General features: G+C 26.2%; 31 protein-coding genes and 1 pseudogene. 28 read left to right on the top strand and 4 right to left on the bottom strand.

Annotation, left to right across the window (positions count from 1 at the left end; genetic code table 4):
- The first annotated feature begins 29 nt into the window (after positions 1 to 29).
- On the top strand, positions 30 to 1,043 hold the full coding sequence (gene trpS, locus AACK93_RS01095; RefSeq protein ID WP_422398179.1) for a tryptophan--tRNA ligase: 1,014 nt from the start codon (positions 30 to 32) through the stop codon (positions 1,041 to 1,043).
- An 18-nt stretch (positions 1,044 to 1,061) separates the two neighbouring features.
- The gene (locus AACK93_RS01090; protein WP_339024741.1) at positions 1,062 to 1,919 is read left to right on the top strand and encodes an HAD-IIB family hydrolase; all 858 of its coding nucleotides are present in this window, start codon (positions 1,062 to 1,064) and stop codon (positions 1,917 to 1,919) included.
- Between the two features lie 146 nt (positions 1,920 to 2,065).
- Here AACK93_RS01090 and thrS read toward each other — a convergent pair whose 3' ends face one another.
- Both thrS and pyk read right to left on the bottom strand, forming a co-directional pair.
- Positions 2,066 to 3,997 carry a threonine--tRNA ligase gene (thrS, locus tag AACK93_RS01085; RefSeq protein ID WP_339024740.1) on the bottom strand — a complete coding sequence of 644 codons (1,932 nt, stop codon included), beginning with the start codon at positions 3,995 to 3,997 and terminating at the stop codon, positions 2,066 to 2,068.
- A gap of 70 nt (positions 3,998 to 4,067) precedes the next feature.
- Positions 4,068 to 5,504, bottom strand: a complete 1,437-nt coding sequence (gene pyk / locus AACK93_RS01080; RefSeq protein WP_339024739.1) for a pyruvate kinase — start codon at positions 5,502 to 5,504, stop codon at positions 4,068 to 4,070.
- Between the two features lie 514 nt (positions 5,505 to 6,018).
- On the opposite strand from pyk, the gene AACK93_RS01075 reads away from it, so the two are divergent.
- The 17 genes from AACK93_RS01075 (at position 6,019) to AACK93_RS00995 (ending at position 14,144) form a co-directional block, all read left to right on the top strand.
- Positions 6,019 to 6,240 carry a hypothetical protein gene (locus AACK93_RS01075; RefSeq protein WP_339024737.1) on the top strand — a complete coding sequence of 74 codons (222 nt, stop codon included), beginning with the start codon at positions 6,019 to 6,021 and terminating at the stop codon, positions 6,238 to 6,240.
- A 107-nt stretch (positions 6,241 to 6,347) separates the two neighbouring features.
- The gene (locus tag AACK93_RS01070) at positions 6,348 to 6,569 is read left to right on the top strand and encodes a hypothetical protein (RefSeq protein ID WP_339024736.1); all 222 of its coding nucleotides are present in this window, start codon (positions 6,348 to 6,350) and stop codon (positions 6,567 to 6,569) included.
- Complete coding sequence (locus tag AACK93_RS01065; RefSeq protein WP_339024734.1) at positions 6,569 to 6,730, top strand: hypothetical protein; 162 nt, start codon at positions 6,569 to 6,571, stop codon at positions 6,728 to 6,730. The genes AACK93_RS01070 and AACK93_RS01065 overlap by 1 nt, the downstream gene beginning before the upstream one ends.
- 3 nt (positions 6,731 to 6,733) lie before the next feature.
- On the top strand, positions 6,734 to 6,964 hold the full coding sequence (locus tag AACK93_RS01060) for a hypothetical protein (protein ID WP_339024733.1): 231 nt from the start codon (positions 6,734 to 6,736) through the stop codon (positions 6,962 to 6,964).
- 261 nt (positions 6,965 to 7,225) lie between these two features.
- Positions 7,226 to 7,360, top strand: coding sequence for a hypothetical protein (locus AACK93_RS01055; protein WP_339024732.1), 135 nt, complete (start codon positions 7,226 to 7,228; stop codon positions 7,358 to 7,360).
- 481 nt (positions 7,361 to 7,841) lie between these two features.
- A complete protein-coding gene (locus AACK93_RS01050) occupies positions 7,842 to 8,036 on the top strand; it encodes a hypothetical protein (RefSeq protein ID WP_339023855.1) in 195 nt (64 codons plus the stop codon).
- 138 nt (positions 8,037 to 8,174) lie between these two features.
- Entirely contained in the window at positions 8,175 to 8,396 is a 222-nt protein-coding gene (locus AACK93_RS01045; protein WP_339023856.1) for a hypothetical protein, read from the top strand.
- Positions 8,396 to 8,557 carry a hypothetical protein gene (locus AACK93_RS01040; protein ID WP_339023857.1) on the top strand — a complete coding sequence of 54 codons (162 nt, stop codon included), beginning with the start codon at positions 8,396 to 8,398 and terminating at the stop codon, positions 8,555 to 8,557. Before AACK93_RS01045 ends, AACK93_RS01040 begins: the two co-directional genes overlap by 1 nt.
- 3 nt (positions 8,558 to 8,560) lie before the next feature.
- Entirely contained in the window at positions 8,561 to 8,791 is a 231-nt protein-coding gene (locus tag AACK93_RS01035; protein WP_339023858.1) for a hypothetical protein, read from the top strand.
- Positions 8,792 to 8,884: 93 nt separating this feature from the next.
- On the top strand, positions 8,885 to 9,199 hold the full coding sequence (locus tag AACK93_RS01030) for a hypothetical protein (protein ID WP_339023859.1): 315 nt from the start codon (positions 8,885 to 8,887) through the stop codon (positions 9,197 to 9,199).
- Between the two features lie 24 nt (positions 9,200 to 9,223).
- Entirely contained in the window at positions 9,224 to 9,874 is a 651-nt protein-coding gene (locus AACK93_RS01025) for a hypothetical protein (protein ID WP_339024731.1), read from the top strand.
- Positions 9,829 to 10,209 (top strand): hypothetical protein, encoded by a 381-nt coding sequence (locus AACK93_RS01020; RefSeq protein WP_339024712.1) that lies wholly within the window; start codon positions 9,829 to 9,831, stop codon positions 10,207 to 10,209. The genes AACK93_RS01025 and AACK93_RS01020 overlap by 46 nt, the downstream gene beginning before the upstream one ends.
- Positions 10,210 to 10,215: 6 nt before the next feature.
- Positions 10,216 to 10,500, top strand: coding sequence for a hypothetical protein (locus AACK93_RS01015; RefSeq protein ID WP_338967899.1), 285 nt, complete (start codon positions 10,216 to 10,218; stop codon positions 10,498 to 10,500).
- A gap of 2 nt (positions 10,501 to 10,502) precedes the next feature.
- Positions 10,503 to 10,751 (top strand): hypothetical protein, encoded by a 249-nt coding sequence (locus AACK93_RS01010; RefSeq protein ID WP_339023860.1) that lies wholly within the window; start codon positions 10,503 to 10,505, stop codon positions 10,749 to 10,751.
- A gap of 22 nt (positions 10,752 to 10,773) precedes the next feature.
- Positions 10,774 to 11,166, top strand: coding sequence for a hypothetical protein (locus AACK93_RS01005; protein ID WP_339023861.1), 393 nt, complete (start codon positions 10,774 to 10,776; stop codon positions 11,164 to 11,166).
- Positions 11,167 to 11,431: 265 nt separating this feature from the next.
- Positions 11,432 to 13,606: a hypothetical protein gene (locus AACK93_RS01000; RefSeq protein WP_339024729.1), complete on the top strand. Its 2,175-nt coding sequence runs from the start codon at positions 11,432 to 11,434 to the stop codon at positions 13,604 to 13,606.
- Positions 13,607 to 13,655: 49 nt separating this feature from the next.
- Positions 13,656 to 14,144, top strand: a complete 489-nt coding sequence (locus AACK93_RS00995; protein ID WP_339023863.1) for a hypothetical protein — start codon at positions 13,656 to 13,658, stop codon at positions 14,142 to 14,144.
- A gap of 72 nt (positions 14,145 to 14,216) precedes the next feature.
- Here AACK93_RS00995 and AACK93_RS08025 read toward each other — a convergent pair.
- Together AACK93_RS08025 and AACK93_RS00990 are read right to left on the bottom strand one after the other, a co-directional pair.
- Positions 14,217 to 14,345 (bottom strand): annotated as a pseudogene (locus tag AACK93_RS08025) (IS256 family transposase); the annotation flags it as partial.
- Between the two features lie 213 nt (positions 14,346 to 14,558).
- A complete protein-coding gene (locus tag AACK93_RS00990) occupies positions 14,559 to 16,691 on the bottom strand; it encodes a PQQ-binding-like beta-propeller repeat protein (protein WP_339024727.1) in 2,133 nt (710 codons plus the stop codon).
- 242 nt (positions 16,692 to 16,933) lie between these two features.
- On the opposite strand from AACK93_RS00990, the gene AACK93_RS00985 reads away from it, so the two are divergent.
- From AACK93_RS00985 to AACK93_RS00945, 9 genes are all read left to right on the top strand, one after another.
- Positions 16,934 to 18,316 carry an Mbov_0401 family ICE element transposase-like protein gene (locus tag AACK93_RS00985; protein WP_339024726.1) on the top strand — a complete coding sequence of 461 codons (1,383 nt, stop codon included), beginning with the start codon at positions 16,934 to 16,936 and terminating at the stop codon, positions 18,314 to 18,316.
- 705 nt (positions 18,317 to 19,021) lie between these two features.
- Entirely contained in the window at positions 19,022 to 19,216 is a 195-nt protein-coding gene (locus AACK93_RS00980) for a hypothetical protein (protein WP_339023855.1), read from the top strand.
- A 138-nt stretch (positions 19,217 to 19,354) separates the two neighbouring features.
- A complete protein-coding gene (locus tag AACK93_RS00975; protein ID WP_339023856.1) occupies positions 19,355 to 19,576 on the top strand; it encodes a hypothetical protein in 222 nt (73 codons plus the stop codon).
- The gene (locus tag AACK93_RS00970; RefSeq protein WP_339023857.1) at positions 19,576 to 19,737 is read left to right on the top strand and encodes a hypothetical protein; all 162 of its coding nucleotides are present in this window, start codon (positions 19,576 to 19,578) and stop codon (positions 19,735 to 19,737) included. Before AACK93_RS00975 ends, AACK93_RS00970 begins: the two co-directional genes overlap by 1 nt.
- Before the next feature lie 3 nt (positions 19,738 to 19,740).
- Entirely contained in the window at positions 19,741 to 19,971 is a 231-nt protein-coding gene (locus tag AACK93_RS00965) for a hypothetical protein (RefSeq protein WP_339023858.1), read from the top strand.
- A 93-nt stretch (positions 19,972 to 20,064) separates the two neighbouring features.
- Positions 20,065 to 20,379 carry a hypothetical protein gene (locus AACK93_RS00960; protein ID WP_339023859.1) on the top strand — a complete coding sequence of 105 codons (315 nt, stop codon included), beginning with the start codon at positions 20,065 to 20,067 and terminating at the stop codon, positions 20,377 to 20,379.
- A 24-nt stretch (positions 20,380 to 20,403) separates the two neighbouring features.
- Positions 20,404 to 21,054: a hypothetical protein gene (locus tag AACK93_RS00955; RefSeq protein WP_339024731.1), complete on the top strand. Its 651-nt coding sequence runs from the start codon at positions 20,404 to 20,406 to the stop codon at positions 21,052 to 21,054.
- Positions 21,009 to 21,389 (top strand): hypothetical protein, encoded by a 381-nt coding sequence (locus AACK93_RS00950; RefSeq protein WP_339024712.1) that lies wholly within the window; start codon positions 21,009 to 21,011, stop codon positions 21,387 to 21,389. Before AACK93_RS00955 ends, AACK93_RS00950 begins: the two co-directional genes overlap by 46 nt.
- 6 nt (positions 21,390 to 21,395) lie before the next feature.
- Positions 21,396 to 21,680: a hypothetical protein gene (locus tag AACK93_RS00945; protein WP_338967899.1), complete on the top strand. Its 285-nt coding sequence runs from the start codon at positions 21,396 to 21,398 to the stop codon at positions 21,678 to 21,680.

Raw genomic sequence — 21,680 nt, 5'->3', positions numbered from 1 at the left:
TTAATGATATTTATTTATTTTAGGAGGAATTACTATTGAAACCACGCTTATTGTCTGGTATTACTAATACTGGAAAAATTACTATTGGTAATTATATTGGTGTTATTCAAAATTTTATTAAATTACAAGAAGAATATGATGTTTTTGTCTTTGTTGCTAATTTACATGCTATTGTCTCAATAAAAAATCATGACAACGATGTTCTTAAAAATAATATTCGTGATTTAGTTGCCTTATATGTTGCTTGTGGTTTAGATCCCGATAAAATTACTATTTTTGCTCAATCTGACATTTTAGAGCATTGCCAATTAGGTCATATTTTGCTATGTCACACATCAATGGGAGAACTAAATCGTATGACACAATTTAAAGATAAAACACAATCATTTAAACAACATAATAATACTGAAACGATACCAACAGGATTATTTACTTATCCAGCATTAATGGCCGCTGATATTTTACTATATGATGCTACTATTGTTCCTGTGGGAATTGATCAAAGGCAACATCTAGAATTAACAAGAAATATTGCGATAAGAATGAATAATAAATATGGTAATATCTTTATAATCCCAGAACCATATATTGATCCCAATGGTAAAAAAATAATGAACTTACAAAATCCCTTAAAAAAAATGTCAAAATCACATGAAAATCCTAAAACTTATATTTCCCTTTTAGATAATTTAAATGATGTTACCACAAAAATTAAAAGTGCCATTACTGATAGTGAAAATAAAATTTATTATGATGAAATTAATAAACCGGGAATTAGTAATCTTTTAAATATTTACTGTACTTTTACAAATATTACAATTGAAGAAGCGACAAATGAGTTTTCTGGCCAAAATTATGGTGTTTTTAAAGAAAAAGTTGCTAAAGTTGTTTGCCATCAACTTGAAATTATTCAAAAAAAATATAACGAAATTATTGCTAATAATAAATGAAAACATTGATTATTGCAAGGAAAAGAAAAAGCAACAAAAATCGCTCACGAAAAATTACAATTAATCCAAGATAAAATTGGGATTAATTACTAAAAACAAAGGAGAAAAACAATGATCAAACTTAATCATATTGATAAAAAAAGATTAATTCTTATTGACCTTGATGGAACAACATTAATGGATAATGGAAAAACAATGCATCCATTAACTATTCAAGGACTACAAAAAACTATTGCTCAAGGTCATATTGTTTGTATTGTTACCGGAAGACCTTACCGTGGAAGTATTTATTTTTATAATGAATTAGGATTAAAAACATTACTTTGCAATTTTAATGGCGGCCACATTTACGATCCGTTACTACGAGAATTTAAACGCTTAGTATTTCCAATTTCTTATGATACTGTAAAAGCGGTTTTAAAAGAAAACGATGTTAAAACTTCTTTATATAATGGTCTTGTAGAATACTACAACAAAGCAGTTTGTTTAAAACAAACGGAAAATTTTGAACGCTACTTTCATTTAACAGATATTTCAACTGACAATTTTATTATTGGCAATCTTTTAGAAAACTGAAGTGGTTCTGCTAATAATATTGTTTTACAATTAAAAAGTCCCCGACATTTAGATAAAGTTATTCGTAGTTTAGAAAAATATACTAATACTTTAAAAATTAATATTTGAACTCATGATAATGACAAAGAACACCCCGTCCTAGATCTATCAAATAAATTTATTAATAAAGGAATGGCTGCTGAAATTCTTTCACAATATTACAATATAGATATTAGAGATGTTATTGCTTTTGGTGATGAATTTAATGATTTAGAAATGATTACCAAAGTTGGTTATGGTATTGTAATGAAAAACGGCATAGAAACCTTAAAAGTATTTTCTAAAGATATTACTGAACATACTAATGATGAAGGTGGTGTTGGCATATATTTAGAAAAATTATTAAACTTATAACTTAAAACAAATATATAAAAAGATGTTTGTAATACACAAACATCTTTTTATCTTGCCTAACATTATCAGTATGAAGAATAATATTTTTCAGTTAATTTATTATTGTTTGATTTAGTAGAAATTTTAAGGTTTCAAACATTCATTAACTATTTTTTGTTCACTATTAGTTCATTACATAAATTAATAAATTCATCAATCATAACTGTTATTTGTTCTTCTTTACCATATTGACGATAAGTAATCTTTTTAGTATCAATTTCCTTTTGACCAATAACAATTTGGAAAGGTATTTTTTTAGTTTGAGCAATACGAATTTTATAACCTAACCGTTCACTACCGGCATCAACAAATGATCGTAAATTATGAGTTTTAAATAGTTTTTCTAATTCATAACAATATACTTGATACTCTTCTTTAATAGGAATTAAAGCAATTTGTTTAGGACTTAATCATAATGGTAAAACTCCACCTGTTTGTTCTAATAAGACAGCAATAAAGCGTTCATAAGTCCCAATTAAACCACGATGAATAATAATAGGGCGAACTTTTTGCGCATTCTCATCTTGATAAGATAAATTAAATTTTTCTGGTAGTAAAAAGTCCAACTGAATCGTTGACACCGTAATATCGTGCCCTAACACTGTTTTAATTTGAATATCTAATTTCGGACCATAAAATGCTGCTTCACCAAGCATTATAATATATTTAATTTTTAATTCATCCAAGGCTTCTTTTAAAACTTTTTCAGCTTTAATTCACATTTCATCATTATCATAATAACTTTTTTTATCTTGAAAATCTCTTAATGATAATGAATAGTAATCAACTTCAATATTTAATGCTAATAATATTTCAGTAATTAATTTAAATGTTGTTTGAAATTCAGTTTTTATTTGATCAAAGCGACAAAAAATATGAGCATCAGTCAACTCCATTGTTCGAACTCGTTCTAAACCAGTTAAAGCACCACTAGCTTCATAACGATATAATAACTCGTGTTCAGCAAATCGTAATGGCAAATCACGATAAGAGCGCAATTTATAACAATAAATTAAACAATGATGTGGACACGACATCGGACGAAGCACAAGTTGTTCATTATTTAATGACATAACCGGAAACATATTTTGTTGATAATGATCTCAATGACCACTAGTACAATATAATTCTATTGCCCCCATTACTGGTGTCGCCACTTCTAAATAATCATAAAAGAACTCTTGTGAGCGCAAATACTCTTGTAATTGTTTTTTAAGAACCATTCCATTAGGTAATCAAATTGGTAATCCTTGACCCGCCAATGAATCAAACATAAAAATTTCTAAATCTTTACCAATTTTTCGATGGTCTCGTTCTTTTCTTAAAGCAATTAATTCTAACAATTTTGCTAATTTCTCTTGTGAAAAATGACAAACACCATAAATTCTTTGAATTTGCTTATTGTTAGTATCATTATTTCAATAAACTCCAGCAACTGATAAAAGCATAAAATTTTCAACAATTTTAGTATTATTCAAAGCAATAAAATTATTAATGAAGGAACTGTTATCAATAGTATATATACCAACAATATTTTTAAGTGTTAAAAGTTGTTCTAAAAAATAAGGATTATTTTCATATAATCGTTGCAAATCGCGCGGTGATTTTGACTCATATTTAATTTCTAAGTCTTTTTTAAGAAATTCTTGCATTTGCTTAGTAATAATCTCTAAATCTTGTTCTTTAATGTGTTTTTGAAAATCAAAATCAACAAAAAAATCTTCATCACCAACATTAATATTAGCAATTAGTAAGTTTTTTCAATTAGTTTGTAATGTTTTTGCTAAAACAATAGCCGCTGAATAATTAAGTACTTTTAATGCATCATCTAAATCTTTTGTAATTATTTCTAACACAATATCATTTTCTAAAACATAAGTTTTAATATCTTTCCATTCATTATTAACTTTAACGGCAATAATATTCTCTTGCCAATCAACATCAATACTTTTTAAAACATCACTAAGCATTATTCCTAATGGATATGATTTATCTTCATTATTAATTTTTACAGTAACAATTTGCTCCATTGGCGACATATCCTTCCTTTCTAGCGAAAAAGACGTTCATTAGTAAATTGAACGTCTTTAACACTGTTAATATAATTAATTATTTTATTTGTAATTTTCTCATTTCATTACCATTAACAATTAAAACTTGTTCATTAGTTTTAGCACCATATTTTCTAGCAATATTGTTTAATAAACTATCATCATTAATTACCTTATTAATATCCATAACTAATTCCGGATAAACACCATACCAAATCCCAAAACTATTTCTAATTCTTTCATCAGTAACTAACGGAATTAATGTACTCCGAACACGAGCATTAGATAAAGTTTTAGTTAATAATTGATGATCACTATCATCTAACACAATTACTTGATGAATTCGTTTTTGTTTTTGAATTCTTTCACCAAGAACCTCTTTACCGACTTGATAAACAAAATCTTTAAAAGGTGAAGTTGATCATTTAACAAATCTTTCTAAATAACCTTCATATCAAAAATGAATTTCTGCTTTTCTAACTACTCTCGTCATTGCCTCAATCGATTTTTCAGGATATTCTCCATTAGCTGTTTCGCCTGATAACATTGTTGTATCAACACCTAAATCAACAGCTCAATAAATATCTGATACTTCAGCTCTTGTTGGTAAAGGATTAGATAACATTGATTCTAACATTTGCGTAGCAACAATTACTGGTACCATTGCTTTATTACATTTACGAATAACATGTTTTTGAATTAAAGGTACCTCAGCATAAGGCACATCAACACCTAAATCACCGCGAGCAACCATAATACCATCACTATTAGCAATAATTTCATCAATATTATCAACAGCATATCGTGATTCAATTTTGGTAATGATTTTAATATCAGCACCGCCATTTTCATCTAACAATTGACGCATCTCTTGTAAATCTTTAGCATCATGTACAAAAGAAGCAGCTACATAATCTACTTTTTGCTCACACCCAAAAATAAGATCAGCACGATCTTTATCAGAAATAAAGGGTAATGATAGTTTAATTTCCGAAACAATAATCGCGCGATGATTTTTGACAAGATGAGTATTAACGGCACGACAAATAATCGACTTATCATTGTCTTTATTATTAATCCCTAAAACAATTAATTGCAATTTACCATCATCTACTAATAATTTTTGTTCAACTTGAATATCATTAACAAGATTTTCATAATTAATTGAAAATTCTTTTTCCGTACCTTCAATTTCTTTATTCGTATAAATAATAACCTTACTATCTTTACTTATTAATGCCTCTCCGCCTTTAAAAGAATGAGTTCTAATTTCTGGGCCTTTAGTATCTAATATTACTGATAGTGGCCTTTGTACTTGCTGAATAATAGACTTAACAAATTCAATGCGCTTACCATGTTCTTCAAAATCACTATGAGAAAAGTTTAAACGATATACATTTGCTCCCTTTTGTGCTAAACGAAGCATCAATTCTCTAGTTTCACTAGCCGGACCAATTGTAGTAATGGTTTTTACTCTTTTATTTATAAAAAGCATTTATTTTAATCCTCATTTCTATTTTTGTAAATAACAATTTAATTTTAACATAAAAAAACATTTTAAATTAATTTGTTAATTGTAAAGAAAGTAAATTTAATAATAATTTCTTTTATTAATTATATCAAAGATTTTTAATAAACAATAAAATTTAAAAAACAAGTCTTATTGTTCAATAGGTCGCGTTTAGTTTTCTGTGTAAAGCACACACTTATGTTAGTTTTACACAAAATCAATAAATAAATATGATCTCATCTATTTATTGCAAAAAAATTTAAAAGGGAACAACAAATAAATGTTACCAAAAATATTTATTAATTTTAATTATGGCAAATTTTCAACTATACAATTTATTTTTTTCTTCCAAAACAATCAAACTAAGTTAATTAGTAAACAAAGTTTACTAACAAAACTTATTAAACACTTAAATCTGCGATATATAAGTGTTTAAAAAACTAAGTTAACTAAATTTAGTTAATATAACTTAGTTTATTCATAAGAAAGGTAATTTACTATGAAAAACATTGAAAACATTTTCTTAAATACTAAAAAATATCTCTTAAAAGAAACGCAAAACGCAATGCTTATTAAAGCACCAAAAATTCCGTGATTTAATAAACAAATCGGCATTTTGTTTGCAAAGCGATTTGTTTATAAAGGAAAATATGAAAATTCGATTTGCATCGGAATAATCAAGAATAGTGAATATCAAGTAATTTCAATTAATCAACAATAGCAAGAAACCAAATTAATTAAGAGGCAAGAATTATTAGTTTTTTTCATTGCCGAAAAAGAAAACAACAAAAAAGATATAAATTATAACTATTTTAAAGGAGTTTAAAAATGAATATTGCGATTGGAATAATATTTACTATTATTTGCATAATGTTATTGGCATATTTTGCTTATAAAATTTATGCCAAAATAAAAATGTGAATTAAATATAAAAATGCCATTAAAAATAATATTGGTAATTTCACAAAAGATGAAAAGGTATTTATTGCTCGCTTTGAAGAATGGGTTAAAGGTCCTAATTCAAAAGAAAATAATGAGAATAAAAAATAATGTTTTGAGAAATTATTATGGAATTTTTAGAACTGTTTATTTCGATGGAAAAAATGCCTGCACAAGTCTCGTTTATTGCCGGATTAATTATTATCATTACTTTTCTTTTCGCATTAATTTCAATTATGTATTTACCAATAAAAATGATTTTTGGGAGATAAAAAATGATAATAAACTTAAAAGAATTTGATTGAGAACAAATCAAACAAACTTTCTGAGATTTATTTATTCAAATTACAACTATTCCGGCACACATTACTGGTGGTAAAGAAATTAAATTAACCGAAGTACCGCTTTGACTTTTAATAGCAAACATTGCTTTTTGATTATTAACAGCAATTATGGTGTGATTTATTCTAATGCTACTTTGAAAAACCATATCGGTATTTAGATAGAAACAAAAGTAATGTCGCGAAGTTACATTGTGATGCATTCACAAAGAAATTCAAAATTAATTAGGAAAAAATATAATCGTGTTAAGGTTAATCGTGGTTTTAACAAATTTAAGAAAAACTTTGAATATAAATGATGAATGCTTTAAATAAGAAAGGGGGGGTGATTATATGATTGGAACTTTCTTGGCCAATGCCGCCCACCACCACCAGCAACAGTAGAAAAAATAACAGCTAGTGAGTGTGAGTGATGCGATGCCTAAATTGTGAAATGCAATTATAACGGCGTTTACTAAAATGTGAGAAATTATTGCTGTTAATATGCCACAAGTCGGTAACTTCTTTGCTGACTATTGAATATTCATTTTTCGGACGCATAAAGTTTTCTTAGGTAGGTAAAGATTTGAATAAGTATTAAGACAGTCAGCAATGATTGTCTTTTTATTTTATAAGGTGTTAAAAGTTTGTTCTTTGAAAATTAAATACAAGTGAATTAATAATGTTGGTATGTATTAAAGCACGATAAATTGTGGGTGGTCGCCATAACCAAAAGAAGTTTACCAGTTAATAGATAACACCCTATTAGCTATAGCAATTTGTTTTGTTTTGCAATAAAAAAATGAATGGGTGGATTTCCTAAAAATATACACGCTATTAAATTAGTTCCAAGGGTAGGATGCGGATATTAAAGTGTAGAAATTTCTATATAGGGGTATGCTAAGTTTAAAATTATTAAAATTTTTATCTAATTAAAAAACAAAATTTACTAACAAAGTTTTTTAAACACTTAAATCTGCGATATATAAGTGTTTAAAAAACTAAGTTAACTAACTTAGTTAATATATATAACTTAGTTTATCTATAAGAAAGGTAATTTATTATGAAAAACATTGAAAACATTTTCTTAAATACTAAAAAATATCTCTTAAAAGAAACGCAAAACGCAATGCTTATTAAAGCCCCAAAAATTCCGTGATTTAATGAACAAATCGGTATTTGGTTTCCAAAACGATTTGTTTATAAAGGAAAATATGAAAATTCAATTTGCATCGGAATAATTAAAAATAGTAAGTAAATATCAAGTAATTTCAATTAATCAAAAAGAAAATGAAACCAAGTTAATTAAAGGACAAGAATTATTAGGCTTCTTCATTGCCAAAAAAGAAAACAACAAAAAAGATATAAATTATAACTATTTTAAAGGAGTTTAAAAATGAATATTGCGATTGGACTAATATTTATTATTATCAGCATCATGCTATTGGCATATTTTGCTTATAAAATTTATGCCAAAATAAAAATGCGAATTAAATATAAAAATGCCATTAAAAGTAATACTGGTAATTTTACAAAAGACGAAAAAGTATTTATTGCTCGCTTTGAAGAATGAGTTAAAGCTCCTAATTCAAAAAACAATAACGCGGATAAAAAATAATGTTTTGAAAAATTATCATGGAATTCTTAGAACTGTTTGTTCCGATAGAAAAAATGCCTGCACAAGTTGCGTTTATTGCCGGATTAATTATTATCATCACTTTTCTTTTCGCATTAATTTCAATTATGTATTTACCAATAAAAATGATTTTTGGTAGATAAAAAATGACAGTAAATTTAAAAGAATTTAATTGAGAACAAATTAAACAAACTTTCTGAGATTTATTTATTCAAATTACAGTTATTCCGGCTCATATTAGTGGTGGTAAAGAAATTGATTTAACTCAAGAAACACTTTGACTTTTAATAGCAAACATTGCTTTTTGATTCTTAACAGCGATTATGGTGTGATTTATTCTAATGCTACTTTGGAAAACCATATCAGTATTTAGATAGAGAAAAAATTAATGTCAAGAAGTTACATTGTGATGCATTCCCAAAGAAATTCAAAATTAATTAGGAAAAAATACAATCGTGTTAAGGTTAATCGTGGTTTTAACAAATTTAAGAAAAACTTTGAATATAAATGATGAATGTTTTAAAAAGAAAGGGGGTGATTATATGATTGGAACTTTCTTAACAGAAGCACCAGCAGTAACAAAAATAACAGCTAGTGACGCGATGACTAAATTATGGAATGCGATTATAACAGCGTTTACTAAAATGTGGGAAATTATTGCTGTTAATATGCCACAAGTCGGTAATTTCTTTGCTGACTACTGAATATTCATTTTTCCATTTATTTTGGCAATATTCTTTATTTGCTTTAAAATGTTTGAAAAATTACTTGGAGCAGTACGCTAACAAAAAAATAAAGTGAGGTGCAAGATGAAATTTTGCAAATGAATAATAGAAAAAAATAACCATTTTATTGAATTAAATCGCACCTCATTTTTAATTTTATGACATTGAGGAGCAATTTGATATATTTACAACGGTTATTTTAAAAACATTGTAAGCTATTTATTTTTAGCAGGTTGTATTTTAATTTTTCTTTTTAAAATCGGTAATTTAACACAAATTAACAAAGTTATTAACTTCTTAAAAAACTCACCATTAAATATTGTGATTGGTTCATTAGGAACTGGAAAAACCGCTTTTCTAGTATACGCATCAAAATTACTAAAAAAGAAAAAATATAATATCGCATCAACATTTCCATTACTAGAAACCCAAAAATTAAGTTTAGGCCATATGGGTTTGTTAGACTTTGATTATCCAGTATTGCCAGACAAAACCTTACTTTTGTGAGATGAAACCAACTTATTTTTAGAAGGAACTGATTGAGAAAAAAATAATACCAAAAACGAAGAAACCGGTATTCAAGAATATTTCGCTCTGGCACGGCATTTTGGTCATATTGTTCTCGCTAGCGGTCAAAGAGATAAACATATTTGAGTTAAAGTTCGCGATATTGCTAATAATGTGAGATTGTGGGCATTCGTAAAAAACCCGTTAATATTTTTCGTCCCTATTTAAAAGTCATCTATGGTACCTTTACTAGTATTGAAGAATATGAACGCTGACGAAACACCTTAATTGATGCTAAAAATAGTAAAAAAGGTCGTCGCGTTAAATATCGTGATATTCCTGCACTTGATATTTATTTTTTTAAACTAAAAATTCCTTTACCAACACTTAACACTTACAATTCTTTTTACCTAGCATTTTTAAGAGATTACTTAAATTTAAAAGTTAATCCTGACTATGAAGACAAATACTATACTGACACAGCAATTGATTTAGAAGACTTAGAATACTTAAAAATGGATAAATTTAGCAAATTTTTAAGAAAAATGAAAGAAAAGGAATAATAAAAAATGGAAAATCTCGCAAAAATGGCCGACTTTCTCGCTCAAATGCTTTATAAAGTTTTTGATTTAATTTGAAGTCTTGAAGTACCGGGAACAAATATTCAACTAATATTTCCTCTATTCTTAACGCTGGCCGTAGAATTTCTTATGGCAATTATTCTTGGATTTGGTAGTCAACAAGTTAATTTAGAAAAACAACGCCAATATGCAGTTAAAAATAAAGGTCGTTTAAGTGCCTGAGGAAAAGTTAAAAAACAAGTAAAACCGATAAAAACAAAACAAGGTAACTAAAAATGTTTAAACTAATTATTATTTTTATCTTAATAACTGTTCTTGGACTATTAGCTGGTAGTCATTTTGAAACTTTAACAAACTATATTAGCGAAGGTCTTGTCAATTTCCAAAAGTTTATTACTAGCAATTTAACAATTTTAGAACTATTTAAACCAATGGCACGAACATTTTCGCAACACCCAATCTTTACTATTCTTGGTGTTACTTGTGTACTTATTGCCTTATTTATTGTAATTAAAGGACGATAAAAAATATGAAGGGAGAGTTAAAATGAAAAAACTTTTAATAAAATTATTTAAAAAAGATAATTCAAAAGAAAAGATGCCATTAAAATTAAGAATTAAAAATTCTTTTAAAAAGCAGTGGTTAAAAATAGTATTAAGTATCATTTTCATTTTTATAAGCTTATTACTTTGTGTATTAACAGCAATCAATACTAAATGAATAACTGGAACAAGTGATGAATTTAATAATTTTATGAATGAACAAATGGTTAAATTCTTTGGCAAATTCAATAGTGGTATTATGCTAGCAGGAATTTTTGTTTTTTGATGAGGCGGAGCAATATATTTTGCACTTAAATTTGAAAAATTAATCCGCTTGATTATTCAAAAAATTAAAGCAAAAAGAGCCTTGAAAAATGAAATCAAACAAGTTAATTAATTTTTTAAAAAGATATTGATGAAGAATTTTGCCTTACATTTTTATGATTATTATCTTTTTCATTCCATTTTTAAAATTGGAAATTAATGATTTGAAATTATTATATGAAAAATTTGAAACATTAATTTCACTTATGATATTAGGATATTTAGATATATGCATGACAATAGCGGTAATTATAAATTGTGGTATTGAGTGACTTATTAAAAAAATTAAAGAAAAAAGAACAACGAGAAATAAAATATTTTAAAAAGGAGTGATAAAAATGTTTATGAAAATATTTACCATGATAATTATTAGTTTCAATAACATTTTTACCATTCCCTGAAACATTAATAATGATAAAACAAAAACACAATCACTAATTAGAAGCAAAAGGCAAAATAATGAATCATACGAATTAAACTTAAAAAAATCAAAATTAACACTTAAATCATCAAAAGATGACAACAGCAAGTGAAATCAAAAATGAGAAATAAAATTTAATGTAGAAAATAAATTTATGCCCAAAAACTTGCCTCCACGAATGAAACTTAATGATTGAGAATTTTATGTTGACAAAAATGACAAGATTACATTACCAATATTAAAATCATTAGAATATGATTTAAATTGAGAAAAAAACAGTGAACCAAGATATTGAGAAAATAAAGATTTTTTATCCTATCAAAATAAAAAATTAAAAAACATAAAAATGAAAGTACGAGAATGAGACAAAAATGAAAGATATGCCAAATGAAAAATATTAGAATTTGACGCACAATCAGAAACTAAACCCTCGACTGATATTGATTTACCAGAAAAAACCACCAAATTTGATGGTAATCATAACTATAGTGATGTTATTGATAATCTTGATTATTTAATGATTCATCGTGGTGATTTTGATAAATTTAATTACTCTTATCTCTATTGAACACCGGTATTTAATTTCATTGACACCTTAGAAAAAGGTTACTATAAAGAATTTACGATTAAAAATCATGGTTTTAAAAATGAAAGCTATTTTTATCACAAAAATTCTACTATTTTACCAAACTCAGAAATAATTGACCCGACAAATGCAACCAAAATTGAAGTTATAAAAAAAATTAAAAAGAGACTTAATGAAACAATTAATAATCTTACTGGCGTAAATAATGCAATTGAAGGTATCGACTATAATACAGAAATTAAAGATAATGACAACAATTACTTAGATGAAAGGGCTACTTTTGATTTAACAACAGACAATGTCGCTGACAGAACATTTACCGTTAAATTTACCGCAATTGAAACGAGCACACAATTGCAAGGAACAAATACAATTAAAATGACCATTCCAAAACAAGATGATAATAACGATAATGTCCTTAAAATTAAGGCATTTAACAAAACCCTAATTGCTGGAAATAATTATTTACAACTGCTACATGGTGAGGCCGAAATCTGAAAATACGACACCAAAAAGGCTAACGATTATTACCTAATTAAGTATCTTTTTGGTACCTTAAATTACCTCAATGTTAGATTTAGTTTTTTGAGATACGACCCTGAATTAAAAAATGACATTTACCTATACTTTAAAAACAACATCCCTGGTATTAACAACAGCGATTACAAAAATGTCTTTGATGAAATCTACGAAATTCTTGGCAATTTTTTTGCCAGTTTATTTTATGCGACTTTTGATATGGATGAAAACACTCATACTGAAATTGATTTTAAAGGCGTAGATAATTATAACAAGAACTATTTTATTCAAATCGGTTTCTTTTATCGCTCCTTAATTACTTTTTATCCCAAAAAATACTTAGTAAATATTATAGGAAACTCAGAATTATTACTAAGAAGTTATTTTTTTACTTTTGATAAAAAAACGCACCAAAAAAATTATAATGCTATTAAAAACAACAATAGCATTTATCAAATTGATTTTAATGTCCTTAAATCCTATGATAATAAACTGATTACCTTGCCGACCAGTAAACCAGCTAACAGTATTAATTACCTTAATACCGATATTGATATTCGCTATGGTATTAATATTTTTACCTTAACTTTTCCACTTTATCACAAGGGTGGTATCTCTAATTACAATTTTAAAATTTATGACTTTAATGTTCTTAATTCCACAGCCTTTATACCTGATGGTTCAACCAACTCAGAATGAGATGACTTAATTCCGCCAGCAAATTGCAAATATTCTGGACGATGAATACCAACCTTTAATGATATTGGTTGTACCATTCAGAATGCTAGTATCAAAATGATTAACTGAATTCTGACAGCGTCACAAATCATTACGATTTTACGGCCATTAGCAATTATTGCGAAAGCAACAGTTAACTTTTCAACCGCCATTTTTCCGATCTTTAAAACCGTGCCAGCTTTTTACTATACCTTTCAATTTTTAATTGGTTTTGCCATCTTTCTAATGATATTAAGAATTTTTGTATAATTATATATATATATATATATTGAAAAAACAAAATAAAGGAGTTAAATTTATGAAAATTTTAAATATAATAGCTCTTTGGGGGCTGACAACATTGCCAATAGTTGGGTGTTCTAAAAAAGAAAATAAAACAACATTGCCAATTGAGAATGAATCATACGAATTAAACTTAAAAAAATCAAAATTAACACTTAAATCATCAAAAGATGACAACAGCAAGTGAAATCAAAAATGAGAAATAAAATTTAATGTAGAAAATAAATTTATGCCCAAAAACTTGCCTCCACGAATGAAACTTAATGATTGAGAATTTTATGTTGACAAAAATGACAAGATTACATTACCAATATTAAAATCATTAGAATATGATTTAAATTGAGAAAAAAACAGTGAACCAAGATATTGAGAAAATAAAGATTTTTTATCCTATCAAAATAAAAAATTAAAAAACATAAAAATGAAAGTACGAGAATGAGACAAAAATGAAAGATATGCCAAATGAAAAATATTAGAATTTAAAACTGAATTTAAAAATAATTAAACTGGTAAAATTTACTATTCAGGAAGCGTGGTTTTTTCTAGAGGCTGTACAATTATATGTGTCTCTAAGTAATTAACTTAAATTCACTCTGTCTTCAAATTTTATCATTAAATGTGAAATTGCACTACCCCAATTTTGAATTGGCATTGTTCATTTTTTAGTCATATTTTGAAATGCTAAATAGCATATTTTAAAAACTATAACTGCCAAAAGAAAGATGACTTTTTACGATAACAAACACTTTTGGACAACTAAACAACTTTTTCATTTTTTATATTTTGACAAAATAAAAACCAGTAATTTTAGTTAATTACTGGTTTGAATATTTTTTATTTTTACAAGAAATTTAAACTTGTTGGGCTTGTTTTAATTAAAGTTATTGTTCTAAATAGCTAATATCGTTTTTATAAAACTTTATACTATAGTAGTAACTGTATTTGTTCTTACTGGCCCTTCTCTTTCTGATGAAAAAAATGCTTCCCCATTAAAAGTTATGTTATCATTGTTTTTATCTATAGTAATTTTATCTGGCAATAAGCTATATTTTTGTAATATTTGCATCGCTTCTTTAATTGATAATGTAACTATTTGTTCTTTATTGTTATCATCAATTATTTTGGCAGTAATATTTCCTGTAATTTTTTGTTTTAAATTTAATATAACTTTAGATGTAATTATTCTTACTTGATAAGTAATTTTTAATTTTTCATTGGGATTAAGTTCAAATTTATCAGCGGGTTCCTTAAAAATACTTAAAATCATTTCTTGTTCTTGTTTATTTGTGTTTGATAAATCAAATTCATTTGATAATACATTAATGATTTCAGAATTTTTATTATTTATATTTGTAAAATCTGTTAATTTCATTTCATCATCAGAATTTATGTTTCAACCATTTAATTTATTTTCTTGTTTTGTTTTAGTTAATCCTGTTGTAATTTGAAATACTAATTTTGATTTTGAATTATATTCACAAGCGGGTACATTAAATGATCTTGTATTTGGAGTTTTATTGGTAATTTCTCTATCAGAACATACATTTTTAGGAACATTAGATCATAAAAATGAATTTTCTTGTTTTGTTATTTCAGTATTTGAAAAATTTAAATTATTACTATTAACATTACTTATTTCTTTAAATATTAAATTTGGATTTTCATCTCGAAACTTAAAAAATACTGCTCTTTTAATTAATTCGTTTAAATTAATATCATTAATTTCATCTTTATTTTTAATTTTATAATTAACAATAACTTCTCCAAAATATTTATTATTACTATTATTTTTTTCTTTTATTATCGCTGAATTATTTGTTTTGTTAACTATTTCTAATAGTGAAATATCTAAATCAGGATTTAAATAATTTAATTCACTTAAAATTATATTATCAAAATTATTACTAATTTCTCCTAAATTAGAATTTAAATCATAATTACTGTATTCATAAACATTACCATCTCCTGAACCAATATATAATTTATTGTTGAAAACCACACCAGAAGAATCAACTCAGTTATTTGTTCTAATAACAATTTTTTGTTGTCCTGTTGCTGAATATTCATAAACATTGTGATCTCCTGAACCAATATATAATTTATTGTTGAAAACTATCCCAGAAGATTTAATTTCTCCATTTGTTGTAATGACAACTTTTTGTTGTCCTGTTGCTGGATCATATTCATATACTTTGTGATCTATTGAACCAAAATATAATTTATTGTTGAAAACCACACCAGAAGATCAAATTCCTTCTTCTGTTTTTATGACAGTTTTTTGTTGTCCTGTTGCTGGATCATATTCATATACATTATGATCTTTTGAACCAAAATATAATTTATTATTTAAAATAATTCCACTAGCAAAAATCTCGCCCTTTGTTGTAATGATAACCATTTGTTGTCCTGTTGCTGGATCATATTCATATACATTGTGATCATGTGAACCAATATATAATTTATTGTTGAAAACCACACCAGAAGAATGAATGACATTATTTGCTTTAATAACAATTTTTTGTTGGCCTATTACTGGATCATACTCATATACATTATGATCACCTGAACCAAAATATAATTTATTATTTAACACGACCACGACCCCCGAAGAAAGAACTTCATCCTTTAGTGTGATCAAAATTTTTTGTTGTCCTGTTGCTGGATCATATTCATATACATTGTGATCATGTGAACCAAAATATATTTTATTGTTGAAAACTACACCCGAAGAAAAAACAATACTATTTGCTTTAATAACAATTTTTTGTTGTCCTGTTGCTGGATCATACTCATAAACATTACCATCTCATGAACCAAAATATAATTTACTGTTGAAAACCACACCCGAAGAAAAAATGTGCCCACCTGTTTTAATAACAATTTTTGTTCTATTTATTTTATTATTTTCATTATTGCTTCGTTTTTGTCTTTTATTATTTATATTTTCTATTTTTTCTTGTGTTGGAGTTGGATACGGACTATTGGCAACAATGCCCGACATTCCGCTTCCTGCTATTGTTATTGTACTTAATAAACTAAGTAATTTTTTCATATTAATTAAATCCTTTTCATGAATTTTTGCTAATTAATAAATTTTTATAGTAATCACTCGACCCTTTCTTAAATTTATAAAATTTAATTAATACAAATTAATTATAAATAATTAAATAAGAATTTCTATCATTTTTTCAGAATATTGAATACTAATTCTAGAAAAAATTATCATTAAAACAAAAAAATAATCAAACCAAATTAAACTTTATTAAAATTAATACCAAGAAAGGTGGTTTTTCTATGTTAGAAATTAATAATAATTTAAAAACCCCAGAAAATAAGCATTGATTAAACTTATTTACAACCCATAAAAATATGTACACCAACAAATGTGAACAACTAGCTAATGAATACGAAAAATTAGATGAATACCTATATTTACATCATTATCGGTTAAAACAAGGTTATAAAGTAGTTCATTTTGCAACAAGAACAATTATTACAATTTTTGGTGATGTTATTTTTAAACGACGCCGATATAAATATTGAAATCAAAAATCAGGTAAATTTGAATATGTATGTTTGTTAGATAAAGAAATTGGCCTATTACCTAAACAACGCATTTATTTTGATGTCCAATTTAAAGTTTTAAGTCTTCTGGGTGATGGTAAACGCTATCGTGATGTTTTAGATGCTCTAAATCATTGTTATATTTCAAAAGGTAGTATTTCAAATATTTTAAATAAATACGATATTGCCGAATATTTTCAACTAGCAGAAAAAGAAACTAAAACTAGAATTGATGTCAAAAATAAGAATTTATATATTCAACTAGATGAAACATTTTTGGCGACATTAGATCAGAAAGTTAAACAAGACCAAAGAATTCGTTTAGTTACTTTTCATACCGGACATAAAGAAAAAAATTACAAAAATGCTCGTAGAGAATTAGAAAACAAACGAGGTCATTTTCTAATGTTAAAAGTTGGTAAACGAATAAATACGATGAATTATCGTGATTTATTAATTAAGGAATTACAAAAACATTATGTAAATATTAATTATGACAAAATAATTGTTTGTGGCGATGGTGATACTTGAATTAGAGAAATTGCCAATAGTTTTGGTAATGTTAGATATATTTTAGATGGTTATCATGCTATTAAAAAATTAAAACAAACTGCATTTAATATTATTTTTGAAAATCGCAAAGTAACACTAAATAGTTGAATTAAATTATATAAGGATGGAAATCATCAAGAATTAATCAAAAACATTCGTAATGTTGTTAAAAATGAATTAAATAAAGATATTAAAACAAAGTTAAGGAAGGCTAGTAATTATTTCAATAATAATAAGCAAGGTATTCATCATCAAAATTTAGAATGAAATATCGGTTGCAGCATTGAAAGTGATGTATCACATTTAGTAAAACAACAATTAGGATATGGAGCAAAAATATATAATCATAAGAATTTAAATAACCTATTACATTTAAGAATGGCAAATTTAAACAAATTAAATGTATTACATTACATTAATGAAAATATTAATTCAGAAATAGCAATCAGAAAAGAAATATATAAAAGTTCATTATGAAATAAATATAATAAGAAAAATGATGATAGTTGAATTAATAAAGGTAGAATTGTATATACAAATAAATATATTACATTTAAGTAAGTAAAAATATTAGTTAAAATTTAATAAAATTAATAATTTTTCATTGTGCAAAAATTCAATAATATGATAAAATGGTAATGAATAAAAATGACAATAACAAGGAAGGGCGGGTTAGTTTAGTAATTAAATAATATAATTAGCTGATTGTTTTACTTCTTCAAAGCAATACCTAAGAAAACTAAACGCGACCTTTTCGGACGCATAAAGTTTTCTTAGGTAGGTAAAGATTTGAATAAGTATTAAGACAGTCAGCAATGATTGTCTTTTTATTTTATAAGGTGTTAAAAGTTTGTTCTTTGAAAATTAAATACAAGTGAATTAATAATGTTGGTATGTATTAAAGCACGATAAATTGTGGGTGGTCGCCATAACCAAAAGAAGTTTACCAGTTAATAGATAACACCCTATTAGCTATAGCAATTTGTTTTGTTTTGCAATAAAAAAATGAATGGGTGGATTTCCTAAAAATATACACGCTATTAAATTAGTTCCAAGGGTAGGATGCGGATATTAAAGTGTAGAAATTTCTATATAGGGGTATGCTAAGTTTAAAATTATTAAAATTTTTATCTAATTAAAAAACAAAATTTACTAACAAAGTTTTTTAAACACTTAAATCTGCGATATATAAGTGTTTAAAAAACTAAGTTAACTAACTTAGTTAATATATATAACTTAGTTTATCTATAAGAAAGGTAATTTATTATGAAAAACATTGAAAACATTTTCTTAAATACTAAAAAATATCTCTTAAAAGAAACGCAAAACGCAATGCTTATTAAAGCCCCAAAAATTCCGTGATTTAATGAACAAATCGGTATTTGGTTTCCAAAACGATTTGTTTATAAAGGAAAATATGAAAATTCAATTTGCATCGGAATAATTAAAAATAGTAAGTAAATATCAAGTAATTTCAATTAATCAAAAAGAAAATGAAACCAAGTTAATTAAAGGACAAGAATTATTAGGCTTCTTCATTGCCAAAAAAGAAAACAACAAAAAAGATATAAATTATAACTATTTTAAAGGAGTTTAAAAATGAATATTGCGATTGGACTAATATTTATTATTATCAGCATCATGCTATTGGCATATTTTGCTTATAAAATTTATGCCAAAATAAAAATGCGAATTAAATATAAAAATGCCATTAAAAGTAATACTGGTAATTTTACAAAAGACGAAAAAGTATTTATTGCTCGCTTTGAAGAATGAGTTAAAGCTCCTAATTCAAAAAACAATAACGCGGATAAAAAATAATGTTTTGAAAAATTATCATGGAATTCTTAGAACTGTTTGTTCCGATAGAAAAAATGCCTGCACAAGTTGCGTTTATTGCCGGATTAATTATTATCATCACTTTTCTTTTCGCATTAATTTCAATTATGTATTTACCAATAAAAATGATTTTTGGTAGATAAAAAATGACAGTAAATTTAAAAGAATTTAATTGAGAACAAATTAAACAAACTTTCTGAGATTTATTTATTCAAATTACAGTTATTCCGGCTCATATTAGTGGTGGTAAAGAAATTGATTTAACTCAAGAAACACTTTGACTTTTAATAGCAAACATTGCTTTTTGATTCTTAACAGCGATTATGGTGTGATTTATTCTAATGCTACTTTGGAAAACCATATCAGTATTTAGATAGAGAAAAAATTAATGTCAAGAAGTTACATTGTGATGCATTCCCAAAGAAATTCAAAATTAATTAGGAAAAAATACAATCGTGTTAAGGTTAATCGTGGTTTTAACAAATTTAAGAAAAACTTTGAATATAAATGATGAATGTTTTAAAAAGAAAGGGGGTGATTATATGATTGGAACTTTCTTAACAGAAGCACCAGCAGTAACAAAAATAACAGCTAGTGACGCGATGACTAAATTATGGAATGCGATTATAACAGCGTTTACTAAAATGTGGGAAATTATTGCTGTTAATATGCCACAAGTCGGTAATTTCTTTGCTGACTACTGAATATTCATTTTTCCATTTATTTTGGCAATATTCTTTATTTGCTTTAAAATGTTTGAAAAATTACTTGGAGCAGTACGCTAACAAAAAAATAAAGTGAGGTGCAAGATGAAATTTTGCAAATGAATAATAGAAAAAAATAACCATTTTATTGAATTAAATCGCACCTCATTTTTAATTTTATGACATTGAGGAGCAATTTGATATATTTACAACGGTTATTTTAAAAACATTGTAAGCTATTTATTTTTAGCAGGTTGTATTTTAATTTTTCTTTTTAAAATCGGTAATTTAACACAAATTAACAAAGTTATTAACTTCTTAAAAAACTCACCATTAAATATTGTGATTGGTTCATTAGGAACTGGAAAAACCGCTTTTCTAGTATACGCATCAAAATTACTAAAAAAGAAAAAATATAATATCGCATCAACATTTCCATTACTAGAAACCCAAAAATTAAGTTTAGGCCATATGGGTTTGTTAGACTTTGATTATCCAGTATTGCCAGACAAAACCTTACTTTTGTGAGATGAAACCAACTTATTTTTAGAAGGAACTGATTGAGAAAAAAATAATACCAAAAACGAAGAAACCGGTATTCAAGAATATTTCGCTCTGGCACGGCATTTTGGTCATATTGTTCTCGCTAGCGGTCAAAGAGATAAACATATTTGAGTTAAAGTTCGCGATATTGCTAATAATGTGAGATTGTGGGCATTCGTAAAAAACCCGTTAATATTTTTCGTCCCTATTTAAAAGTCATCTATGGTACCTTTACTAGTATTGAAGAATATGAACGCTGACGAAACACCTTAATTGATGCTAAAAATAGTAAAAAAGGTCGTCGCGTTAAATATCGTGATATTCCTGCACTTGATATTTATTTTTTTAAACTAAAAATTCCTTTACCAACACTTAACACTTACAATTCTTTTTACCTAGCATTTTTAAGAGATTACTTAAATTTAAAAGTTAATCCTGACTATGAAGACAAATACTATACTGACACAGCAATTGATTTAGAAGACTTAGAATACTTAAAAATGGATAAATTTAGCAAATTTTTAAGAAAAATGAAAGAAAAGGAATAATAAAAAATGGAAAATCTCGCAAAAATGGCCGACTTTCTCGCTCAAATGCTTTATAAAGTTTTTGATTTAATTTGAAGTCTTGAAGTACCGGGAACAAATATTCAACTAATATTTCCTCTATTCTTAACGCTGGCCGTAGAATTTCTTATGGCAATTATTCTTGGATTTGGTAGTCAACAAGTTAATTTAGAAAAACAACGCCAATATGCAGTTAAAAATAAAGGTCGTTTAAGTGCCTGAGGAAAAGTTAAAAAACAAGTAAAACCGATAAAAACAAAACAAGGTAACTAA

The sequence above is a fragment of the Spiroplasma endosymbiont of Agriotes lineatus genome (assembly GCF_964019485.1).
Lineage (GTDB): Bacteria > Bacillota_I > Bacilli_A > Mycoplasmatales > Nriv7 > Nriv7.
The sequence above is the reverse complement of the archived record's forward strand: the minus strand, read 5'-3'. Positions and strand labels throughout refer to the sequence as shown.